This is a genomic window from Pantoea sp. B65 (assembly GCF_047308185.1).
Lineage (GTDB): Bacteria > Pseudomonadota > Gammaproteobacteria > Enterobacterales > Enterobacteriaceae > Erwinia.
The window spans coordinates 12,843-34,379 of record NZ_JAHXPU010000026.1 but is presented as its reverse complement, the minus strand read 5'-3'; the positions used below and the strand labels follow the sequence as shown (position 1 = coordinate 34,379).

The following is a 21,537-nucleotide window of genomic DNA, read 5'->3' as shown; positions in this document are numbered from 1 at the left end:
CGTAATGAATATAGTAGTCACTCTTGAGACTTGATATTTCAAATTTTTTCCATCCGGAGATGGTTTGCGATATCAACCCTGCGAGTGCCCACACAGATTGTCTGATAAATTGTTAAAGAGCAGTGCGAACAGCGATTCATTCTGCTGTCGCGAGGTGGCGTATAATACGCTTCACCACTGAAGAGTCAAGGATTTATTCACTTTTCTCTTCCTGACCCGGTGACCGTTAAGCCGTTGTTCCGTGTCAGTGGAGGCGCATTATAGGGAGTTCCTGACCGGTGACAAGTGTTTATTATAAAAAAATGACTAACCGGTTTAATTTTCAGCAAAGCGCGTTTTTTTACCGCGTCTTGCCTGGTAAATGAGCAAACTCCTGAGCAAAACGCCCCACTTGCGTCCAGTCGGTATATTCCACCTCTTTCGAAGTGTCGGTTTCACCTGCGGTGATACGCATAATCAGCTGGATCATCACGCGGTCGAACCAGCGATAGCGTGTATAACGCAGCGCACCGGCAAATACTGCACAGCAGTCAGGCTGCCACGGCGATTGCAGTAAAAACTTGCGCATATAGGCATTGGTTTGCGGAGTGCGCTTATCCACCTTACGAGCGGTAAGGTTAACGCAGAAGAACCCACTGGAACGTTGCTGCAGTTCACGCAAATGATGCTTAATGAATTTCGCCACCGCCGGATGGAAGTGCCCGTAGTGGATGGAGCCACCAATTAATACTCGATCGTACTGTGGCCAGTCGATCTGTTCGACGCGCAGAATATTAAATACATCGCATTCCATCTCCTCTTTAATACTGTTAGCAATATAAGAGGCAATTTCACGCGTCTGGCCTTCACGGCTGGAAAAAAGAATAAGCGCTTTCATAGATCCTACTCGTGGTTTTATTCACGCCAGAAGGTTGGAGTAAACAGCACCAACAGCGTAAACACTTCAAGACGCCCAAACAGCATCGTCAGAATCAAAATCCATTTCGCCACATCATTCATTGACGTGAAGTTATCAGCAACCACCCCAAGGCCAGGCCCGAGGTTATTAAGCGTTGCCGCAACCGCCGCAAAGGCGGAGAAATCATCAACGCCGGTGGCAATAATGGCCAGCATGCTGAGAATAAACACCAGCGCATAGGCAGAGAAGAATCCCCATACCGCTTCGAGGATACGTTCCGGCAATGCGCGGTTACCCAGCTTAATGGTGTAAACCGCATTTGGATGCACCAGTCTTTTCAGTTCACGTGACCCCTGCTTAAACAACAGCAGAATACGGATCACTTTCAGGCCACCACCGGTTGAACCGGCACAGCCGCCGATAAACGCGGAACACAGCAACAGTACCGGCAAAAACAGCGGCCAGCGCGCAATACTGTCGGTGGTAAAACCGGCGGTGGTCGCCATGGAGACAACCTGGAAAAAAGCCTGGTTCAGGGTTTGCATCCCGGTTTGATAAACACCGTGGAACCAGAGCACCAGGGTACAGATCACCACCAGCGTCAGTTGCACCCCGATAAACATACGGAATTCAGGATCGCGCCAGTAGACTCGCAGGTTACGCCCACTAAGTAATGAGAAGTGCAAACCGTAGTTACAGCCCGAGATCAGCAGAAACACCGCGATGATGGTATTAATGGTCGGACTGTTAAAATAACCAATGCTGGCATCATGAGTAGAAAAACCACCAATCGCGATAGTCGAAAAACTATGGCCAATAGCATCAAACAGCGGCATACCGGCAAGCCACAATGCCAGCGCACAGGCGATGGTCAGCAACACATAGATCAGCCACAGGGTTTTTGCCGTTTCCGCAATACGCGGGCGCATCTTGTTATCTTTCAGCGGTCCGGGCATTTCGGCACGATACAGCTGCATGCCGCCGACGCCGAGAATCGGCAGGATCGCTACCGCCAGCACAATAATCCCCATCCCACCGAGCCACTGCAGCATCTGGCGGTAAAACAGAATCGCCTTCGGCAGCGCATCCAGCCCCACCAGCGTAGTGGCACCGGTAGTGGTTAAACCGGAGAAGGATTCAAAAAATGCATCGGTAATACTCAGGTTAGGTTGTTCGGCGAAGATAAAGGGCATTGCCCCTACGCTGCCCAGCACGGTCCAGAACAGCACCACAATCAGAAAACCTTCGCGCGGTTTTAACTCGCTCTTTTGCTTACGATTCGGCCACCAGAGCAGCGCACCGATAATCAGTGCCATAAAGAACGTCTGACTGAAGGCGCGTCCGGCCCCATCGCGATAAATCAGCGCCACCAAACCAGGGACGATCATCGTTCCGGAAAACAGAATGACCAACAAACCGACGATGCGGGTAATGGCACGAATATGCATCCAGCCGTTTCCTTAACCTGACAAATAAAGAGAAAGTTATTGTTTTGCCGGGATAAGCTGCAGCGTGCCCCGACTAAAGTCTGACAGATTTTTTGCAAATCCCTCAACTCGCGCATGAGGTAGCGCCAGATTGATCGCAACCTCGGCTAAAAATTCGCTATCAAGCAATTGGCCATCAAAGCGTTTAATCATACGTTCAATATCCGCCAGTTGGGAGTAATCACAACACAGGCGGAAAGGCCGCATGGGTACTTTCTGCACGCGCGTCAGCAGTTTTAACCCCTGCTGGACGCCACCACCATAGGCTTTGACCAGCCCACCGGTGCCCAGTTGAATACCGCCGTAGTAGCGCACCACCACCGCGGTAATTTCCCCGACATTGTTACCCATCAGCTGTGCCAGCATCGGTTTTCCCGCCGTGCCGGAGGGTTCACCATCGTCCGAGAACCCCAGTTGCTGAGAGTCGTTCGGTGCGCCCGCCACCCATGCCCAGCAGTGATGCCGGGCAGCATGATGTTCACTTTTGATGCGCTGAACAAAAGCACGCGCCGCTTCTACGCCGTCAGTATGAGCCAACAGCGTAATAAAACGGCTTTTTTTGATAATTTCCTCACTGATGCTAACCAGCTCAGCAGGAATGTCATAAGCATCCATCAGGCAAGATTCAGATCGCGCGTCATGTTTTCCACACGATGGTCATGGATCACCACATTGTCTTCAATACGAATGCCACCATAAGGCTTCAGAGCGTCGATGCGTTGCCAGTCAAAGTACTGACTGAAGTTACCTGTACGCCACGGAGCCAGCAACGATTCGATAAAGTACAGGCCCGGCTCGATGGTTAAGACCATCCGCGGCTCCAGCACGCGCGTACAGCGCAGATAGGGATATTGCGCCGGCGCCGCCAGATGGCTACCGCGGTCGTCCTGCATAAAACCTGCCACATCATGCACCTGCAGACCCAGCGGATGACCCAGCCCATGGGGTAGGAACGGCCCGGTGAGATTTTCTTTTACCATCGCTTCTGCGCTCAGTCCATTCACCAGCTGATGCTTCAGCAACAGTTTGGCGATACGGTGATGCATCTGCTCATGGTAATCGGTATAGCGCACGCCCGCTTTCAGCGTATCAATCAGCGCCAGTTCTTCCTCATTGAGATCTTTCACCAGCTGAGCAAACAGGCTATCGCCCTGCGCGGCATAGCTGCGGGTCACATCAGCGGCATAGCCGTTATATTCCGCCCCGGCATCAATCAGAAAACTACGCGACTGCTCCGGCACCTGCTGCTGTAGCTGAGTATAATGCAGCACCGCGGCATGTTCGTTGAGAGCGATGATATTGCCATAAGGAACATCGGTATCACGGTGCCCGGTCGCCGTCAGGTAAGCGATATTGATATCGAATTCGCTCATCCCGGACAGAAACGCTTCCTTCGCCGCACGATGTCCCAGCACCGCAACTTTCTGCGCCTGACGCATGCAGGCCAGTTCGTAATCGGTTTTGTAAGCGCGATAATAATGCAGATAATCCAGTACAGCCTGCGGATTGACGCGATCGGACTGGATATCTAACTGTGCAGCCCGTTGCGGAACCGGGCCGATATAGGCGACATTCTGCCGTTGGGCAGGCAGCAATTGCGCAATCTGGTCAGCATTTTTCAGCTGGATAATTTCGATTTCATCGGTCCAGAAACTGTCTGGCAGCGGCTCAACGTTATGCCAGTAGTCGACTGGCGAATAGAACCACAGTTTTGGTTTATTGACCCCATCCACCCATAGCCAGCAGTTAGGTACCTGAGTAACCGGCACCCAGGCTTTGAATTGTGGGTTAACCTTAAAAGGATAGCTGTGATCGTCGAGGAATACCGTCAGTAGTTCCCCGGAATGGATCAGCATGGCATCCAGCTTAAAGCGAGCTAACACCTGCTGCGCACGCTGCTGCAGCACGGAAATATGATCTTTATATAGCGTAACCAGTGAGTCCATTAACTTCTCTCCGATGCACGAAAAAGTGACCGCATCTTATCACAGCCAAATGGACGATGCCGTTTTGCCGCAGCTGTGATCTTGTTAGCAAATAAGCAAAGTTCCGTTTGCAAATAATTAACATCAAACCCACACTCCAGATCATCTGGTATGACCAGATCCCTTTATCGCTGTTTCAGGAGACTGACATGCTCTACCAAGGCGAAACCCTCTCACTTGACTGGCTGGACGATGGTATTGCCGAGCTGGTTTTTGCTGCACCCGGCTCGGTCAATACGCTGGATACCCAAACTGTCGCCAGTCTGGGCGAAGCGATTGCGGTGCTGGAACAACAGCCTGCGCTCAAAGGCCTGCTGCTGAGTTCCGCAAAACCGGCGTTTATTGTCGGCGCCGATATCAATGAATTTTTGTCGCTGTTTGCCGCTCCGGCAGAGAAGCTGGAACAGTGGCTGATTTTTGCCAACGGCATTTTTAACCGACTGGAAGATCTGCCGGTACCGACCCTCTCCGCCATTAGCGGCTATGCGCTGGGCGGCGGCTGCGAATGCGTGCTGGCGACCGATTACCGTATCGCCACCGCCGATACGCGTATCGGCCTGCCAGAAACTAAACTGGGGATCATGCCCGGCTTTGGCGGTTCAGTGCGTCTGCCACGCTTACTGGGTGCCGATAGCGCCTTAGAGATTATTGTCGCCGGTAAAGATATTGATGCCAGCCAGGCGTTAGCTATCGGTCTGTTGGACGCCGTCGTCCCGGCGGAAAAACTGCGTGACGGCGCCATTGCCATGCTGAAAGAGGCGATCGCTGAGCCGCAGAGCTGGCGCGCCCGTCGCCAGCCAAAGCTGGAGCCGTTAAAACTCAGCGCAACTGAAGCCGCCATGAGTTTCACTATCGCCAAAGGCATGGTGATGCAGAGCGCAGGCAAACATTATCCGGCGCCGCTGACGGCGGTGAAAACCATTGAAGCCGCCGCCGCACTGCGACGCGATGAGGCGCTGCGGCTGGAAACCGCTGCTTTTGTGCCGCTGGCTCGTTCCGACGTGGCGCGGGCGCTGGTCGGGATCTTCCTCAACGATCAGTATGTAAAAGGTAAAGCGAAGCAGCTAACCCGCGATATTGAAATGCCAAAACAGGCGGCGGTACTCGGCGCCGGTATTATGGGCGGCGGCATTGCTTATCAGTCAGCATGGAAAGGCGTGCCGGTAATATTGAAAGATATCAGTCAGAAATCCCTGACGCTGGGCATTAATGAAGCCAGCAGGCTGCTGAATACACAGCTTGAACGCGGCAAAATCGATGGTCTGAAACTGGCCAGTGTGATTGCCGCCATCCAGCCGACCCTTGATTACAGCGGTTTTGAACGTGCCGATGTGGTAGTGGAAGCGGTAGTGGAAAACCCGAAAGTTAAAGCCGCCGTACTGGCAGAAACCGAAAGCAAGGTGCGCAGCGACACTATTCTCGCTTCCAACACCTCCACCATTCCGATCGGCCTGCTGGCGCAATCCCTGCAACGCCCGGAAAACTTCTGCGGTATGCACTTCTTTAATCCGGTGCCGCGCATGCCGCTGGTTGAAGTGATTCGCGGAGCCAGGACCTCTGATGCCACGCTGGCGAAAGTGGTGGCCTGGGCCAGTAAAATGGGCAAAACGCCGGTTGTGGTCAACGACTGTCCGGGTTTTTTCGTCAATCGCGTGCTGTTCCCCTACTTTGCCGGTTTCAGCCTGCTGCTGCGTGACGGCGCCGACTTCCGCCAGATCGACCAGGTGATGGAGAAAAAATTTGGCTGGCCAATGGGCCCGGCCTGGCTGCTGGATGTGGTCGGCATCGATACGGCTCACCATGCGCAAAGCGTTATGGCTGACGGCTTCCCGACGCGCATGAAAAAGGATTATCGTGACGCCATCGACGTAATGTTCGATGCCGGACGTTTTGGGCAAAAGAATCAGCAGGGTTTCTGGCGCTGGGAAACGGACAGTAAAGGCAAAGCGAAAAAGCTGGCTGATAGCAGCGTTGATGCACTGCTGCAGAGTGTCAGCCAGCCACAACGGTTGTTCAGCGACGATGAAATTATCGCGCGCATGATGATCCCCATGATCAATGAAGTGGTGCGCTGCCTCACCGAGGGGATTATTGCCAGTCCGGCGGAAGCGGATATGGCGCTGGTGTATGGCCTTGGCTTTCCACCATTCCACGGCGGCGCCTTCCGCTATCTCGATACCCTTGGCAATCAGCAATTTCTTGCTCTGGCGCAACCCTATGTCGGGCTTGGCACACTCTACCAGCCTCCGGCGGCGATTGAACAGAAAGCGCAGCATAATGAGAGCTGGTATCCACCAGCGCAACCGATGGCTGATGCCTCGCTGAAAATGGCGTGAGGAAAAACATAATGGAAAAGGTAGTCATTGTTGATGCAATCCGCACGCCGATGGGCCGCTCCAAAGGCGGGGCATTTCGTCATGTGCGGGCAGAAGATCTTTCCGCCCATCTGATGCGTTCTCTTCTGAGCCGCAATCCGGCGCTGGCAGCCGCCTCCCTCGACGATATCTATTGGGGCTGCGTGCAGCAGACCCTGGAGCAGGGATTTAATATTGCGCGTAACGCGGCGCTGCTGGCGGAGATCCCTCACAGCGTTCCGGCGACGACGGTTAACCGCCTGTGTGGTTCTTCAATGCAGGCGCTGCACGATGCCGCACGCGCCATTATGGTGGGCGATGCCCAGGTCTGCATGATTGGCGGCGTGGAGCATATGGGCCATGTACCCATGAGCCACGGCGTTGATTTCCATCCGGGTATGAGCCGCACGGTGGCGAAAGCGGCGGCGATGATGGGCCTGACCGCCGAAATGCTGGCGCGTATCCACCATATCAGCCGGGAAATGCAGGATCAGTTTGCCGCGCGCTCACATCAGCGCGCCTGGGCGGCAACTCAGGCGGGGCATTTTAAGCGGGAGATTGTAGCCACTTACGGCCATGACGCCGACGGCGTACTGAAGCGCTATGATTTTGATGAAGTGATCCGCCCGGAAACCAGCGTTGCCGGTCTGGCGGCGCTAAAACCGGCATTTGATCCGGCAAATGGCAGTGTAACCGCCGGCAGTTCATCGGCACTGTCGGATGGTGCGGCGGCAATGCTGATTATGAGCGAATCGCGCGCCGCGGAACTCGGCTTAACCGCGCGTGCGCGCATCCGATCAATGGCGGTGGTGGGCTGCGATCCATCGATTATGGGTTACGGCCCGGTGCCAGCCTCGCAGCTGGCGCTGAAACGCGCAGGGCTGAGCCTTACGGATATTGATCTGTTCGAGCTCAATGAAGCCTTTGCCGCACAGACCTTGCCGTGTATTAAAGATCTGAACCTGCTGGATAAAATTGATGACAAGGTGAATCTGAACGGTGGTGCGATAGCGCTGGGCCACCCGCTGGGCTGCTCCGGCGCGCGTATCAGTACTACCCTGCTTAATTTGATGGAAGGTCGTGACGCACAATTTGGTCTGGCAACGATGTGCATTGGTCTCGGCCAGGGCATCGCGACGGTATTCGAACGCCTCTGATACGTTGACTATTGCAGTAATTGTTTCTCTTCCCGCCTGTCAGGGGCGGGTTTTTTCCATTTTTTAACGGGCAGACCTCACGTCTGCCCGTCTGACTCAGCCATCAGATAAAGGCAAAGGCATCGCCATACATATGCGCTTCCAGCGCACCGCGTTCGGCGCAAAAACGTTCACGGGCAATCTTCGCCATCTCAAAACGTCCGGCAATATAGATATCGTGCTCGCTGAGAGTACCGTAATCCTGCATCACGGCGGTTAAAACCGTACCGTTACGCCCTTCCCAGCCCTCTTCCGGCTGTTCAACTACCGGAACCACTTTCAGATTAGGATACTTCACCGCCAGCGCATTAAGCTCATCGAGGTCGTACAGATGTTTCAGCTCACGTCCGCCCCAGTAGATGGCGATCTCGCGCTGCGGCTGCTGTGCCAGCGCGGTCAGCAGAATCGAGCGGGCATAGGAGAAACCCGTACCGCCAGCGATCAGAATTAGCGGGCGGTTGCCCTCTTCACGCAGCCAGGCGTCGCCATGGGGAATATCCACGGTAATTTCGCGCTGTTGCTGAATGCGCTCCATCACCGCCATGGCATAGAGGTTCAGTTCCGAAGCGCCGATATGCAGTTCAATAATGTCTTTTTCCATCGGCGTTGATGCCAGCGAGAACGGGCGCTTATCACGCTCATCCATCACCACCATCAAATACTGGCCCGCGTGAAAGCTGAAATCAGCTTCCGGCACCAGTCGCACTCGGTACACAGTATCGGTAATCGCTTCAACCGAGGTCACTTTACAGCTTAATCTTGTCATGCGTTCCCTCTGTCGGGTCGTCATTATCATGGGTTCACTGCGGCGGATTAGCGCTGCGGCGACGGATTAAGAATGGCTAACTCATCCCAAATAGCATCAATGCGTGCGGTAACCGCCGCATCTTTAACAATTGGCCGACCCCACTCGCGTTGTGTCTCACCAGGCCATTTATTGGTGGCATCTAAACCCATTTTTGACCCCAGTCCGGAAACCGGTGAGGCAAAATCGAGATAATCGATAGGTGTATTTTCAACCAGTACCGTATCACGCGCCGGATCCATGCGCGTGGTGATGGCCCAAATCACATCATTCCAGTCGCGCGCGTTGATATCGTCATCACAGACAATAACAAACTTGGTATACATAAACTGTCGCAGAAATGACCAAACGCCCATCATGACGCGTTTGGCATGTCCGGCGTACTGTTTTTTCATCGTCACCACGGCGAGGCGATAAGAGCAGCCTTCCGGCGGCAGATAAAAATCGACAATTTCCGGAAACTGCTTTTGCAGAATCGGCACAAATACTTCGTTTAGCGCCACACCCAACACCGCCGGCTCATCCGGTGGACGACCAGTATAGGTTGAATGATAGATGGCATCACGACGTTGCGTTATGTGCGTTACGGTGAATACCGGGAAATTATCCACTTCGTTATAGTAACCGGTATGGTCGCCATAGGGTCCTTCCGCAGCCACCTCACCCGATTCAATATAGCCTTCCAGCACAATTTCGGCGCTGGCAGGTACTTCCAGATCGTTAGAGACGCACTTAACCACTTCCGTTTTATTGCCGCGCAGCAGCCCGGCAAAGGCATATTCCGACAACGAATCGGGCACCGGCGTTACCGCGCCGAGAATGGTGGCAGGGTCGGCGCCCAGCGCCACCGCCACCGGAAAGCGTTCGCCGGGATGGGCGTTGCTCCACTCCTGAAAATCGAGCGCGCCGCCACGATGGGACAGCCAGCGCATGATTAATTTGTTTTTACCGATCACCTGCTGACGATAGATGCCAAGGTTTTGCCGCTCTTTATGCGGGCCGCGCGTGACGGTCAATCCCCAGGTGATCAACGGTGCGGCATCTCCCGGCCAGCATTTCATAACCGGAATGCGCGCCAGATCGACATCATCGCCCTGCCAGATCTGTTCCTGACACGGGGCATTGCGCAGCAGTTTCGTCGGCATATTCAGCACTTGCTTAAACTGCGGCATTTTGTCGAACAGATCGCGAAAACCTTTCGGCGGCTCAGGCTCTTTCAAAAATGCCAGTAATTTACCGACCTCACGCAAAGCGCTGACATCTTCCTGGCCCATGCCCATCGCCACGCGCTTTGGCGTACCGAACAGGTTGCACAGCACCGGCATTTCATAGCCTTTTGGGTTTTCGAACAGCAGCGCCGGACCGCCTGCACGCAAGGTGCGATCGGCAATCTCGGTCATTTCCAGTTCCGGATCGATCTCAAGAGTGATTCGTTTTAGTTCCCCGCGCTTTTCCAGCAGGGCAAGGAAGTCGCGTAAGTCGTGGTATTTCATGCCTTTCCATCAATCCAGCCGGTGAATCGGTCATTATAAGACTGATTCAGCGGGCATGCTTGTTTTTGTTCCTGCCAGATGACCGACAGATCACACAGTAAAATTATGCAACGCGTCCAGAGTCTGATACAGATAAAGCAGGCAGGTCAATTTCCAAATTCATGCAATGTGACAAACCGGTCGCCACATAAGGGCCGGATTGTCGCAACGACTTCGGATATTTCGCAGCCACCGCGGCAAGGCAAATCCAGTTAACACGCGTGATGTTGCTACAACTCTCACAGCAGTTTTGCTATTCTTAGCTTCTGGTAATTGGAAAGTGACATTATGGAATCCTGGTATTTACTGTACTGTAAACGTGGCCAACTGCTGCGCGCAAAAGAGCATCTTGAGCGCCAGTCAGTACATTGCCTGAGCCCGATGATCGCACTGGAAAAAATCGTGCGCGGTAAACGTACAACCGTCAGTGAACCCTTGTTTCCCAATTATCTGTTTATTGAGTTTGACCCTGAAGCCATTCACACCACGACCATCAGCGCTACGCGTGGCGTCAGTCACTTTGTGCGCTTTGGCGCCCTGCCGGCAACAGTGCCGCAGAATGTGATTAAGGTTTTGCAGACGGAAACACCGGAGAATATGGTCGACCCCGAGACGCCGCAGCCTGGCGATGAGGTGCTGATTATTGACGGGACCTTCGAAGGGTTAAAAGCGATCTTCACCGAACCGGATGGTGAAGCGCGCTCAATGCTGCTGCTTAATCTGCTGAATAAGCAGATTGTTCGCAGCGTCGATAATTTGCAGTTTCAGAAACTGTAGGCACGGACGGCATAAATACCGCCATTGAGGTTGGTGCTAATCATCGGCACGGGCGGCATAAATGCCGTCATTGAGGTTGGTGCTAATCATCGGCACGGGCGGCATAAATGCCGCCCCTACCATCAATTACACGGGTTACCTGGGCTGCATCTGCTCGTCGCGGATCCACTGCGCAACACGTTTCGCGAAATAGGTCAGAACACCGTCAGCCCCCGCGCGTTTAAAGCACAGTAACGACTCCATAACCACCGGTTTCTCGGCCAGCCAGCCATTCTGAATCGCCGCCATATGCATCGCATACTCACCCGAAACCTGGTAGGCAAAGGTCGGCACGCCAAAGGTGTCTTTTACCCGACGGATTACGTCCAGATACGGCATGCCCGGCTTCACCATCACCATATCGGCGCCTTCCTGCAGATCCTGCGCAATCTCCTGCAGCGCTTCATCACTGTTCGCCGGATCCATCTGATAGGTAAACTTATTGCCGCCCTTCAGATTGCCGGATGAGCCAATCGCGTCCCGGAATGGACCGTAGTAGCAGGAAGCATATTTCGCCGAGTAGGCCATAATCTGGGTGTTAACATGACCATCCAGTTCCAGCTGGTCGCGGATCGCGCCAATACGGCCATCCATCATATCGCTGGGCGCCACTATCTCCGCCCCCGCCGCCGCATGTGACAGCGCCTGACGCACCAGAATCTGTTTGGTGATATCGTTAATCACATAACCATGCTGGTCAATAATGCCGTCCTGACCATGGGTGGTATAAGGGTCGAGCGCCACATCGGTCAGCAGACCCAGCTCCGGCACCGCAGCTTTCAGGGCGCGTACCGCGCGCTGTATCAGGCCATCCGGGTTATACGCCTCTTCGGCATGGAGGGATTTTACATCCGCTTCAATCACCGGAAACAGTGACAGTACCGGTATGCCCAGCTTTGCAATGATTTCCGCTTCTTTGACCAGCACATCGATCGTCATCCGGAAAACGCCGGGCATTGACGACACTTCCTGTTGCTTGTTATGGCCTTCCATCACAAATACCGGATAGATCAGGTCGTTGACTGTCAGCTGATTCTCAGCAACCAGACGACGGCTGAAATCATGGCGACGAACGCGGCGTAAGCGGCGGCCTGGGAAGGCGCCAGGGAAAGCAAAACTCATTAGTATCTATCTCCGATTGGCGTGATCCAGGCTATCTTAGTTGTCATTCTGAACCGGGGCAGTGCTCATTCCCCTCACGTACTTCGGGTACGCTCGGATCATGGCGCGCTGTCCTCGCTCAAACTGGCGGTGACGATAACGCCTGAATATCACTATCCTATTTTGAATAAGTTACGACTATTCGCCGTGGTCTGCTGTCCTAACCATTCAGCATCTTCACCACGCCAGGCAGCGACCTGCTGAACAATATGGGGCAGAAAACAGGGTTCGTTGCGGCGGGAAGGCGGCCTGGGTTGCATATCCCGCGGCAACAGATAAGGCGCATCGGTCTCCAGCAGTAAGCGGTCCGCGGGGATCAATGGCAGTAACTGGCGTAATTCCATGCCGCGGCGCTCATCACATACCCAGCCGGTAATACCAACCGATAACCCAAGCGCCAGACACTCTTCGATTTCAGATTGCGTGCCGGTAAAACAGTGCACCACCGCGCCAGGCAACTTATCCATCCAGGGTTTGAGAATGGCGATAAAACGTGAGTGCGCATCGCGACAGTGCAGAAACACCGGCATTGCGAGTTCCGCCGCCAGCTCCAGTTGCGCATGAAACGCATACTCCTGCTGATCCTGAGCGGAAAAGTTGCGGTTAAAATCCAGTCCACACTCGCCAATTGCCACCACCTGGTCACTTTCCGTCAGGCGGCGCAAAGTGGCGGCGGTATCGCCGGACCACTCGCTGGCATGATGCGGATGAACGCCGGCGGTAGACCAGCAAAAATCGGGGTGCTGCTGCGCCAGGCTCTGTGCCTGCTGGCTTTCCAGCGCATTGGTACCGGTGATCAGGATGCCGGTGACGCCCGCTTCACGCGCGCGTTTTACCACCTTTTCACGGTCTTTGGCGAATTGCGTACTGGTCAGGTTTACACCGATATCAAACATATTTCTTTCCAAACAGTAACCGCCCTTACGGGCGGTTGGCTATAGCTTTACATTCCGCGCGGCATGGCCGGAATCGCGTATTCCCTGAGATCATCAGGAATCGGACTCCTGTTCCTTATCATCATCCTGACGTCCCTTTCCGACATAGAATCGACCAAAGAATACGCCGACTTCAAACAGGCAGTACATCGGAATAGCGAGCAAAGTTTGTGACAAAACGTCAGGCGGCGTCAGTAACATACCCACCACAAATGCGCCTACCAGCACATAGGGACGTTTTTTCTTCAGCTCTTCGGGGTTCGTCACGCCCGTCCAGCACAGTAATACAATCGCAATCGGCACTTCAAAAGAGACGCCAAACGCCATAAAGAGCGCCATGACGAAATCAAGATAGTTATTAATGTCTGTCGCGATTAACACGCCTTGCGGTGCGGTTTTGGCAAAAAAGCCAAACGCCAGCGGGAAGACGATAAAATAGGCAAAAGCCATACCGATGTAAAACAGCGCGGAACTGGAAAACAGCAGCGGCATCACCAGTTTGCGCTCATGCCGGTAAAGCGCCGGAGCTACAAACGCCCATATCTGATGGAGGATCACCGGTATCGCCAGAAACACCGAGACAATCATCGTCAGCTTGATCGGGGTAAAGAAAGGTGAGGCCACATCAGTGGCAATCATACTGGCACCGGCAGGCAGCTGTTTGATTAGCGGTGCGGAAACGATTTGATAGATATCATTGGAGAAATAGGCCAGCGCTAAAAAGATCCCTAAAACCGCAAGAATGCAATTTAGCAGGCGCTTACGTAGCTCTATCAGATGACTGATCAGCGGTTGGGTATCTTCAACTGCCATGTTTAACGTTCACCGCTTGGTTGAGTGGTTGAGACCGGGGCGCGCGCTGCTGCTGGCTCAGGGGTTACAACAGAATCCACTTTAATGGCCGGTTCTGCCTTCACCACCGGATCAACAGCATCAGGTACCTGAACCGGTGCGCTGGCTTGCGCACCGGCTTCAGCAGGCGTTACGCCTTCATGTGACTCCTTTGGATCTTTCACCAAAGGGTTATGAATGGTATTGGCTTCGTCGTCAGCTTTTTCATTGTCGCCAAGGTAAGAACGTTTCATGGATTCGGCTGTCTTCTTCAGCTCTTCCATCGACTCTTTCAGCTCAGGCGACAGTGAATCTTTGCTGGCCTGCTCGACTTTTCTCAGACTGTCCTGCAGCTCCTGCAGCTTCAGCTCCTGCGCCAGTTCATTTTGCACGCTTGATGCTAACGAACGTAATGCACGGATCCAGCCGACCACGGTTCTGACCGCAACCGGTAAGCGTTGGGGCCCGAGCACTACCAGCCCGATGACGAACACCAATACCAGTTCACTAAAACCTATGTCGAACACGGCTTACACCTTGTCTTTGTCGTTCTTAACTTCTGCGCTTTTCGCGTCGGTATGCGGCTTATCTGCCAGAGTTTTGGCATTAAAATCAGCATCCTGGGAGTCTTTTTCTTTCTGGTCATCATCACCCATCGCTTTCTTAAAGCCTTTAATCGATGAGCCCAAATCAGAACCGAGGGTACGCAACTTATTGGTACCAAACAGAAGTACGACAATCACCGCAATAATTAACAATTGCCAAATACTGATACCGCCCATGTTTATGCCTCTGATATAAGAAGTAATGTGTCAGAACCGCAGTATATAACAACTGAGAGCTGCGTCACGGTGTACAGACTAATGGTTACAGCATTAAAGCGTCTTTTTACCTTTCATGACAATCAGTTTGTCCTGCGCCAGCCCATCAGCCATGCCACAAGACCACCCGCCATCATCACCGCCGGTAAAAAATCCCAGTCCGGGCGGGTTAACAGAATCGCGGTACCGCTAACCAGCAGGGTGGCGCCGATGCCAAACAGAAAACGCGACTGATGCTGACGCGTGCGCTGGACGCTCATATCGGTAACCAGCCGGTCAACACTATGCTGCAATCGTTTATGCTGACGCAAGCTGTCGTAAAATAACTCCGGCAGTTCCGGCAGCTTTTCTGCCCAGAACGGCGCTTTTTCTTTCAGCGCCCGCACAATTGCCGGAATGCCAACCTGGTCTTTAATCCACTCTTCAAGGAACGGCTTGGCGGTTTTCCACAGGTCGAGCTGCGGGTAGAGCTGACGACCAACCCCTTCCACATACAGCAGGGTTTTCTGCAACAACACCAGTTGCGGCTGCACTTCCATATTAAAGCGGCGCGCGGTATTAAACAGATTCAATAACACATGTCCGAAGGAGATCTCTGCCAGCGGCTTCTCAAAAATCGGCTCACAGACGGTGCGAATGGCAAATTCAAAATCTTCGACATTGGTATCCAGCGGCACCCAGCCGGAATCGACATGGAGCTCGGCCACTTTACGGTAGTCACGGTTAAAGAAGGCGATAAAGTTCTCGGCCAGATAACGCTTATCTTCTTTATTTAACGAGCCGACAATACCGCAGTCGATACCGATATATTGCGGATCTTCCGGGTGCTCATAGCTGACAAAGATATTGCCGGGATGCATATCGGCATGAAAAAAGCTGTCGCGAAAGACCTGGGTAAAGAACACCTGCACACCGCGCTCGGCTAATAGCTTCATATTGACGCCATGCTGCTCCAGCGCGGCCACATCGGAAATCGGAATACCGTAGATGCGCTCCATCACCAGCATCGATTCACTGCCATAATCTGAATAGACTTCAGGGATATACAGCATGTTACTTTTATCGAAATTGCGCCGCAGCTGAATGGCGTTCGCCGCCTCGCGCAGCAGATTAAGCTCATCGATCAGGGTTTTTTCGTAGTCCGCCACCACTTCCACCGGGCGCAAACGGCGGCCATCCGGCAACAGGCGCGGTACCCAATGCGCCAGACGATAGATCAATCGCATATCCGCTTTGATCACCGGCAGGATATCGGGGCGGATCACTTTGATCACCACTTTCCGGCCATTCTCTTTCAGCGTCGCGGTATGAACCTGCGCAATGGAAGCGGAGGCCAGCGGTTTAATATCGAAATCATCAAACCAGGTTTCAATGGTAGTGCCTAACGACAGCTCAATCTGACGGAGCGCCAGCGCGCCATCAAATGGCGCCACACGGTCCTGCAGCATCGCCAGCTGATCGGCAATATGCGGAGGGAACAGATCACGGCGTGTCGACATCATCTGGCCGAACTTAATCCACACCGGCCCCAGCTGCTCCAGCGCCATGCGCAGACGCGCGCCTAACGGCTTATCTTTATGCTGGTTCGGGATCCAGAACACCGAGCGCCGCCACAGCCGAATCAGCAGGCCGAAGCGGGTACGCGGGATAAGCTCATCAAGGCCGTAACTAAGAAACACTTTGATGATGTAATAGAGTCGGCGAATTTCACCCAACGTCATTTCGCCTCCAGTTGATCTAACCGGGCGCTGAACGCGTCCAGTGAACGGTTCACCGCATCGACTTCTTCAGCAAACCACGCGACTTCTAAACTACCCGGCGCCACTCGCCACTCTTCGGTTAACACTTGCGCCGCATAGCCCTGCTTGCGCTGCAGATCAGCACGCAGAAAGCTGGCTCCGCGGCGGGCAAACTGGCTGACGCCCTGGGCGGCGATATCGCCAATCCACGGCGCCAGATATTCCGCCGGATCAAGTTCAGCCATATCAATCAGGGCGGAGAAGTGCTGCACCACCTGCAGATCGCCGACAACTTCCAGCTCACCGCTGCGGATCAGCGTGGTGAGCTGCTGGCGATCACGCAGCTTTGGCAGTACGGAGAGACGGGTTTTGACCGTACAGTCGGTCGCATCATGCCATTCACCCAGCACATCGACCTGATGGTCGCCAAACACCAGCGTCAGCGGTGGTGACAGCTCCTGCAGGTCGATGGCGAGAGTTTTGCCATTTAAACGTTGACGCGCCGCTTTCAGTCCACGATCGCGATACAGAATATGGTTAAGCGCGGTCTCCAGACCTGCGGTTAACAGCGGCGTTAAGGTCATGCGTTTTCCTGGTTAAAACTTGAATCCACGATGCAGCGCAACAATGCCGCCCGTCAGGTTGTGATAAGTGGTGTTTTCGAAACCCACATCCATCATCATCGCTTTCAGCGTTTCCTGGTCAGGATGCATGCGGATAGACTCTGCCAGATAGCGATAGCTTTCGGCATCTTTCGCCACCAGCTCACCGACACGCGGCAGGATATGGAAGGAGTAGGCGTCATAAGCTTTGCTCAGCGGCGCCAGCACCGGCTTAGAGAACTCCAGCACCAGTAAACGACCGCCTGGCTTCAGCACGCGAAACATCGAAGCCAGCGCTTTCTCTTTTTCCGTGACATTACGCAGACCGAAAGAGATGGTAACGCAGTCAAAATAGTTATCCGGGAATGGCAGCGCTTCCGCATTGGCCTGCACATAGCTAACGTTACCCACCACGCCTTTATTGCGCAGCTTCTCACGCCCCATCTTCAGCATCGAGCTGTTGATATCAGCCAGTACCACCTGACCGGTTTCACCCACCAGACGGGAAAATTTCGCCGTCAGATCACCGGTGCCGCCCGCCAAATCCAGTACGCGTTGCCCGCGACGCACGCCGCTGCAATCGACGGTGAAACGTTTCCAGATACGATGGATGCCAAAAGACATCAAATCGTTCATCAGGTCATATTTAGCCGCTACCGAATGGAATACATCAGCAACCATGTCAGCTTTCTCGGTTTTCGCTACCGTGCGAAAGCCGAAATGTGTGGTTTCCCTGGGTTCATCTGCCATTTGTTTTGCCTGCTCCACAATCAAATATCATCGAAGTGTATCAGAGTAAGGGTAGCCAGGCACCCTAACCCCGCGTTTATTCATTGATTCGTCGCGGCATCTCGCTGACCGGTTGATCCCGCGATTCATTCTGCGGATCGTCCTGCCGATCAAGGTTATTGTCAGCTGATTCCGGTAGGGCCTGCTCCGCCAGCCGCGGATTAATCGGCCGTTTTATCTCTACCCCTAACTGACGGAAACTTTCGCTCTGGGCGATAAGATTGCCGCGTCCTTCCGACAATTTTTTCATTGCCGTACGGTAGCTGTCCTGCGCCTTATCAAGGTTCTGCCCGATACTGGTCATATCATCGACAAACAGCCGCATCTTGTCATACAGCCGCGCCGCACGCTCGGCAATACGCTGGGCATTACGGCTTTGATGTTCGTAGCGCCAGAGATTGTTAATGGTGCGCAACGCCACCAGCAGAGTCGTCGGGCTGACCAGCATAATATTCAGCTTCAGCGCTTCGCTAATCAGTTCCGGCTGGCGATCGATGGCTATCAGGAACGCCGGTTCTACCGGGATAAACATCAGCACATAATCCAGCGAGCGTAAACCAGGCAATTGTTGATAATCTTTACGGCTGAGTCCACGCAGGTGGGAGCGGATCGCCGCAATATGTTCATTGATGGCCTGCTCGCGCGCCAGCTCATCGTCGCCGTTAAAGTAGCGCTCGTAAGCCACCAGCGTCATTTTGGCATCAATCACTACATCTTTACCCTGCGGTAAGCGCACGATCACATCCGGCTGCATACGACTGTTCTGATCGACCTGCACATTCACCTGGGTGTGATATTCATGCCCTTCGCGCAATCCTGATGCTTCGAGTACGCGCCCCAGCACCACTTCCCCCCAGTTACCCTGGGTTTTATTATCGCCTTTCAGCGCTTTGGTCAGGTTGATGGCCTCCTGCGCCATTTGCGCATTTAGCTGTTGCAGATTGCGGATCTCATGGGAAAGGGTATGACGCTCCCGCGCTTCCTGACCAAAACTCTCCTGCACCTGACGACGGAAGCCATCAAGCTGCTCGCGTAGCGGCGTGATCAGGCCATTCAGGCTCTGGCGGTTTTGCTCATCAACCCGGCGTCCGCTGTTTTCAAAAATGCGGTTGGCGAGGTTTTCAAACTGGGCGCTTAAGCGCTGCTCGCTGTTGGTCAGCAAGCGCTGTTTCTCTTCTGCCGCCATGCGCGTCTCTTCGAGGCGAATAGTGACCTCACGCAGTTCCGCTTCCTGGGCGCTGTTAATTTCCAGTTGATTGCGCAGCTCGCGGCTTAGCTGTTCGCTCTCACTACGCCAGTGATCAAAGTGATGCAGTTTTTCCTGCGCGGCAGCCAGCGCGCCATGCAGCTGGCGTAGCTCTTTTTCGCCCAGTTGTAGCTCTTGCTGCTGCGACTGCAGCTGCTGTTGCAAGCGTTGCTGTTGCTGTTCGGCCTGTTGCAGTGACTGGGCTAATAAACGCCGCTCGGTTTCCTGAGCCGCCTGCTGCTGGCCGTTACGGAAATAAGCAATAATCCATCCCACCAGCAACCCTGCCAGCCCGAAACACACGCCCAAAAGATATTCTCTGTCCACCGATCCTCCCGCACACCGCGTCAAACAGTGAAAAGGTAGAGGCGCACTGTATAAATGTCCAGATAAAAATAAGAGGAGTCAGTGACTGGCGTGGGCGGCATCAATGCCGCCCTCGGGGGTTACAGCAGGTGACGCGCCGCCTCGACCACAATGCTGACCGCATCGCTTTCGGTCTGCTTCATGGTGACTGCGTCCGGGATCTCTTTCTGGGTACGATTGACAATCACCCCGGCGACCATGCCGGCACGCAGGCCCTGGCTGGCGCACATGGTCAGCAGCGTGGCGGATTCCATTTCATAGTTCAGCACGCCCATCTGCTGCCACTCTTTCATGGAGCCCTGAAAACGGCTGACGACGCGACCAGAGAAAGTGTCATAGCGCTCCTGGCCAGGATAGAACGTATCGGATGATGCCGTAATACCGATATGCGTAGTGGCGCCTGCTGTTTTCGCCGCCGCCACCAGCGCGGTGGTACAGTCAAAATCGGCTACCGCCGGAAACTCCATTGGGGCAAAATGCAGGCTGGCGCCATCGAGACGTACCGACGCGGTGGTGACCAGCACATCGCCAACATTAATATGCGGCTGAATGGCGCCGGTTGTCCCGACACGCAGAAAAGTGCGCACGCCCAGCTGCGCCAGCTCTTCCACCGCGATGGAGGTTGAGGGACCGCCAATGCCGGTAGAGCAGACCACCACCGGCTTGCCATCCAGTTCAGCGCGCCAGCTGGTAAATTCACGATGCGAAGCCAGATGAACCGGGTTGTCCATCAGGGCGGCAATTTTTTTCACCCGCTCAGGATCGCCGGGCACAATTGCCAGCGTCGCGCCTTGCAGGTCGGCTTTGGTAATACCAAGGTGGAACACATCAGACTCGGCCATAACAGACTCCTGAATGAGTTGGATGAAGAAATTTATACGCTACTGTAAGCCAATCATCGCCACAATAGTGTGATTACACTCACTTATGAAAATGAAAGTTGCATTTAACTTTTAAAATAAAGTGATATGCATCACATAAATAAGCATTATCAGCGAGATTTTCGCCATACCCCACTGCGCATCGGGTTACACGAGTGTTAAAGAGAGTGTCGGCGCGCAGCACATATCCGATGCGTAATCCTGGCTATAGTTACCTGATCGCGCTAATGCTTAGCATGGAGAGGACAATGACAACCGAAGATAACATGGCTAAAAAGCCCGGCAGTAGTGGCTTTGCACCTGCCGTTTTACCCACGGCATCCACCACTATTTTTACCGGTAGCGCTGATATCCAGTGCAGTGAAACTTCAATACCGACTCAGGGCGACAACATGCCCGCTTTCCATGCCAGGCCGAAACAGGCCAGCGGCGCACTACCGGTGGTGATGGTGGTGCAGGAAATTTTTGGCGTGCATGAACATATTCGCGATATCTGCCGCCGGCTGGCGGCTGAGGGCTACCTGGCTATCGCGCCGGAGCTCTATTTCCGCGAAGGCGACCCCGCCGACTACGATGATATTCCCACTCTGCTTCAAGAGCTGGTCAGCAAAGTGCCGGATGCGCAGGTACTGGCCGATCTCGATCACGTCGCCAACTGGGCGTCGCGCAACGGCGGTGATATGCGTAATACCGCGATTACCGGTTTTTGCTGGGGTGGCAGGATCTGCTGGTTGTACGCCGCGCATAATCCGCAGCTGAAAGCGGCGGTCGCCTGGTACGGAAAACTGGTCGGGGAAAAAACCCTGAAGCAACCGAAGCAGCCGCTGGATATTGCGGTCGATCTCAATGCGCCAGTGCTCGGTCTGTATGGCGGAAAAGATGACAGCATTCCGCAGGAGAGCATCGCGCTGATGCGTCAGGCGCTGCGTGCCGCCAATGCCGATGCCGAGATCGTGGTCTATCCCGATGCCGGGCATGCATTTAATGCCGATTACCGCCTCAGCTACCATCAGGAGTCGGCGCAGGATGGCTGGCAACGCATGCTGGCCTGGTTTAAGCGCGCGGGCGTTACCCCGGAAGGGTAAGCAAAAAA

General features: G+C 54.0%; 20 protein-coding genes. 4 read left to right on the top strand and 16 right to left on the bottom strand.

Annotated features, from left to right (window positions below; all coding sequences use genetic code 11):
• Positions 1-340: 340 nt before the first annotated feature.
• From hemG to pepQ, 4 genes are read right to left on the bottom strand one after another with little or no spacing between them, the layout of a single operon-like run.
• Positions 341-877 (bottom strand): menaquinone-dependent protoporphyrinogen IX dehydrogenase, encoded by a 537-nt coding sequence (gene hemG / locus JWF83_RS12335; RefSeq protein WP_413650506.1) that lies wholly within the window; start codon positions 875-877, stop codon positions 341-343.
• A 17-nt stretch (positions 878-894) separates the two neighbouring features.
• Positions 895-2,346, bottom strand: a complete 1,452-nt coding sequence (gene trkH, locus JWF83_RS12330; RefSeq protein WP_413650505.1) for a Trk system potassium transporter TrkH — start codon at positions 2,344-2,346, stop codon at positions 895-897.
• A gap of 36 nt (positions 2,347-2,382) precedes the next feature.
• Positions 2,383-3,000, bottom strand: coding sequence for an IMPACT family protein (locus JWF83_RS12325; protein ID WP_413650504.1), 618 nt, complete (start codon positions 2,998-3,000; stop codon positions 2,383-2,385).
• Positions 3,000-4,331: a Xaa-Pro dipeptidase gene (gene pepQ, locus JWF83_RS12320; RefSeq protein WP_413650503.1), complete on the bottom strand. Its 1,332-nt coding sequence runs from the start codon at positions 4,329-4,331 to the stop codon at positions 3,000-3,002. Before pepQ ends, JWF83_RS12325 begins: the two co-directional genes overlap by 1 nt.
• 188 nt (positions 4,332-4,519) lie before the next feature.
• On the opposite strand from pepQ, the gene fadB reads away from it, so the two are divergent.
• Together fadB and fadA are read left to right on the top strand one after the other, a co-directional pair.
• Positions 4,520-6,706 (top strand): fatty acid oxidation complex subunit alpha FadB, encoded by a 2,187-nt coding sequence (gene fadB / locus JWF83_RS12315; RefSeq protein ID WP_413650502.1) that lies wholly within the window; start codon positions 4,520-4,522, stop codon positions 6,704-6,706.
• 11 nt (positions 6,707-6,717) lie between these two features.
• The gene (gene fadA, locus JWF83_RS12310; RefSeq protein ID WP_413650501.1) at positions 6,718-7,881 is read left to right on the top strand and encodes an acetyl-CoA C-acyltransferase FadA; all 1,164 of its coding nucleotides are present in this window, start codon (positions 6,718-6,720) and stop codon (positions 7,879-7,881) included.
• Positions 7,882-7,984: 103 nt separating this feature from the next.
• On the opposite strand, the gene fre is transcribed toward fadA, so the two are convergent.
• Together fre and ubiD are read right to left on the bottom strand one after the other, a co-directional pair.
• Positions 7,985-8,686, bottom strand: coding sequence for an NAD(P)H-flavin reductase (fre, locus tag JWF83_RS12305; RefSeq protein WP_413650500.1), 702 nt, complete (start codon positions 8,684-8,686; stop codon positions 7,985-7,987).
• A 47-nt stretch (positions 8,687-8,733) separates the two neighbouring features.
• Positions 8,734-10,218, bottom strand: a complete 1,485-nt coding sequence (ubiD, locus tag JWF83_RS12300) for a 4-hydroxy-3-polyprenylbenzoate decarboxylase (RefSeq protein WP_413650499.1) — start codon at positions 10,216-10,218, stop codon at positions 8,734-8,736.
• Between the two features lie 327 nt (positions 10,219-10,545).
• Between ubiD and rfaH the strand changes: the two genes are divergently transcribed.
• Entirely contained in the window at positions 10,546-11,034 is a 489-nt protein-coding gene (gene rfaH, locus JWF83_RS12295; RefSeq protein ID WP_413650498.1) for a transcription/translation regulatory transformer protein RfaH, read from the top strand.
• Positions 11,035-11,169: 135 nt separating this feature from the next.
• On the opposite strand, the gene hemB is transcribed toward rfaH, so the two are convergent.
• The 10 genes from hemB to udp form a co-directional block, all read right to left on the bottom strand.
• On the bottom strand, positions 11,170-12,195 hold the full coding sequence (gene hemB, locus JWF83_RS12290; protein ID WP_413650497.1) for a porphobilinogen synthase: 1,026 nt from the start codon (positions 12,193-12,195) through the stop codon (positions 11,170-11,172).
• 152 nt (positions 12,196-12,347) lie between these two features.
• The gene (gene tatD / locus JWF83_RS12285; protein WP_413650496.1) at positions 12,348-13,130 is read right to left on the bottom strand and encodes a 3'-5' ssDNA/RNA exonuclease TatD; all 783 of its coding nucleotides are present in this window, start codon (positions 13,128-13,130) and stop codon (positions 12,348-12,350) included.
• A gap of 93 nt (positions 13,131-13,223) precedes the next feature.
• Positions 13,224-13,982 (bottom strand): Sec-independent protein translocase subunit TatC, encoded by a 759-nt coding sequence (gene tatC, locus JWF83_RS12280; protein ID WP_413650495.1) that lies wholly within the window; start codon positions 13,980-13,982, stop codon positions 13,224-13,226.
• A gap of 2 nt (positions 13,983-13,984) precedes the next feature.
• A complete protein-coding gene (gene tatB / locus JWF83_RS12275; protein WP_413650494.1) occupies positions 13,985-14,527 on the bottom strand; it encodes a Sec-independent protein translocase protein TatB in 543 nt (180 codons plus the stop codon).
• A 3-nt stretch (positions 14,528-14,530) separates the two neighbouring features.
• Positions 14,531-14,782, bottom strand: coding sequence for a Sec-independent protein translocase subunit TatA (gene tatA, locus JWF83_RS12270; protein WP_413650493.1), 252 nt, complete (start codon positions 14,780-14,782; stop codon positions 14,531-14,533).
• A gap of 122 nt (positions 14,783-14,904) precedes the next feature.
• On the bottom strand, positions 14,905-16,542 hold the full coding sequence (gene ubiB / locus JWF83_RS12265; RefSeq protein ID WP_413650492.1) for a ubiquinone biosynthesis regulatory protein kinase UbiB: 1,638 nt from the start codon (positions 16,540-16,542) through the stop codon (positions 14,905-14,907).
• A complete protein-coding gene (gene ubiJ / locus JWF83_RS12260; RefSeq protein ID WP_413650491.1) occupies positions 16,539-17,144 on the bottom strand; it encodes a ubiquinone biosynthesis protein UbiJ in 606 nt (201 codons plus the stop codon). The genes ubiB and ubiJ overlap by 4 nt, the downstream gene beginning before the upstream one ends.
• A gap of 12 nt (positions 17,145-17,156) precedes the next feature.
• Positions 17,157-17,912 carry a bifunctional demethylmenaquinone methyltransferase/2-methoxy-6-polyprenyl-1,4-benzoquinol methylase UbiE gene (gene ubiE / locus JWF83_RS12255; RefSeq protein ID WP_413650490.1) on the bottom strand — a complete coding sequence of 252 codons (756 nt, stop codon included), beginning with the start codon at positions 17,910-17,912 and terminating at the stop codon, positions 17,157-17,159.
• 76 nt (positions 17,913-17,988) lie between these two features.
• Positions 17,989-19,524, bottom strand: coding sequence for a DNA recombination protein RmuC (gene rmuC / locus JWF83_RS12250; RefSeq protein ID WP_413650489.1), 1,536 nt, complete (start codon positions 19,522-19,524; stop codon positions 17,989-17,991).
• 119 nt (positions 19,525-19,643) lie between these two features.
• Positions 19,644-20,405, bottom strand: a complete 762-nt coding sequence (gene udp, locus JWF83_RS12245) for a uridine phosphorylase (RefSeq protein WP_413650488.1) — start codon at positions 20,403-20,405, stop codon at positions 19,644-19,646.
• A 287-nt stretch (positions 20,406-20,692) separates the two neighbouring features.
• Between udp and JWF83_RS12240 the strand changes: the two genes are divergently transcribed.
• A complete protein-coding gene (locus JWF83_RS12240; protein WP_413650486.1) occupies positions 20,693-21,529 on the top strand; it encodes a dienelactone hydrolase family protein in 837 nt (278 codons plus the stop codon).
• Positions 21,530-21,537 lie beyond the last annotated feature (8 nt).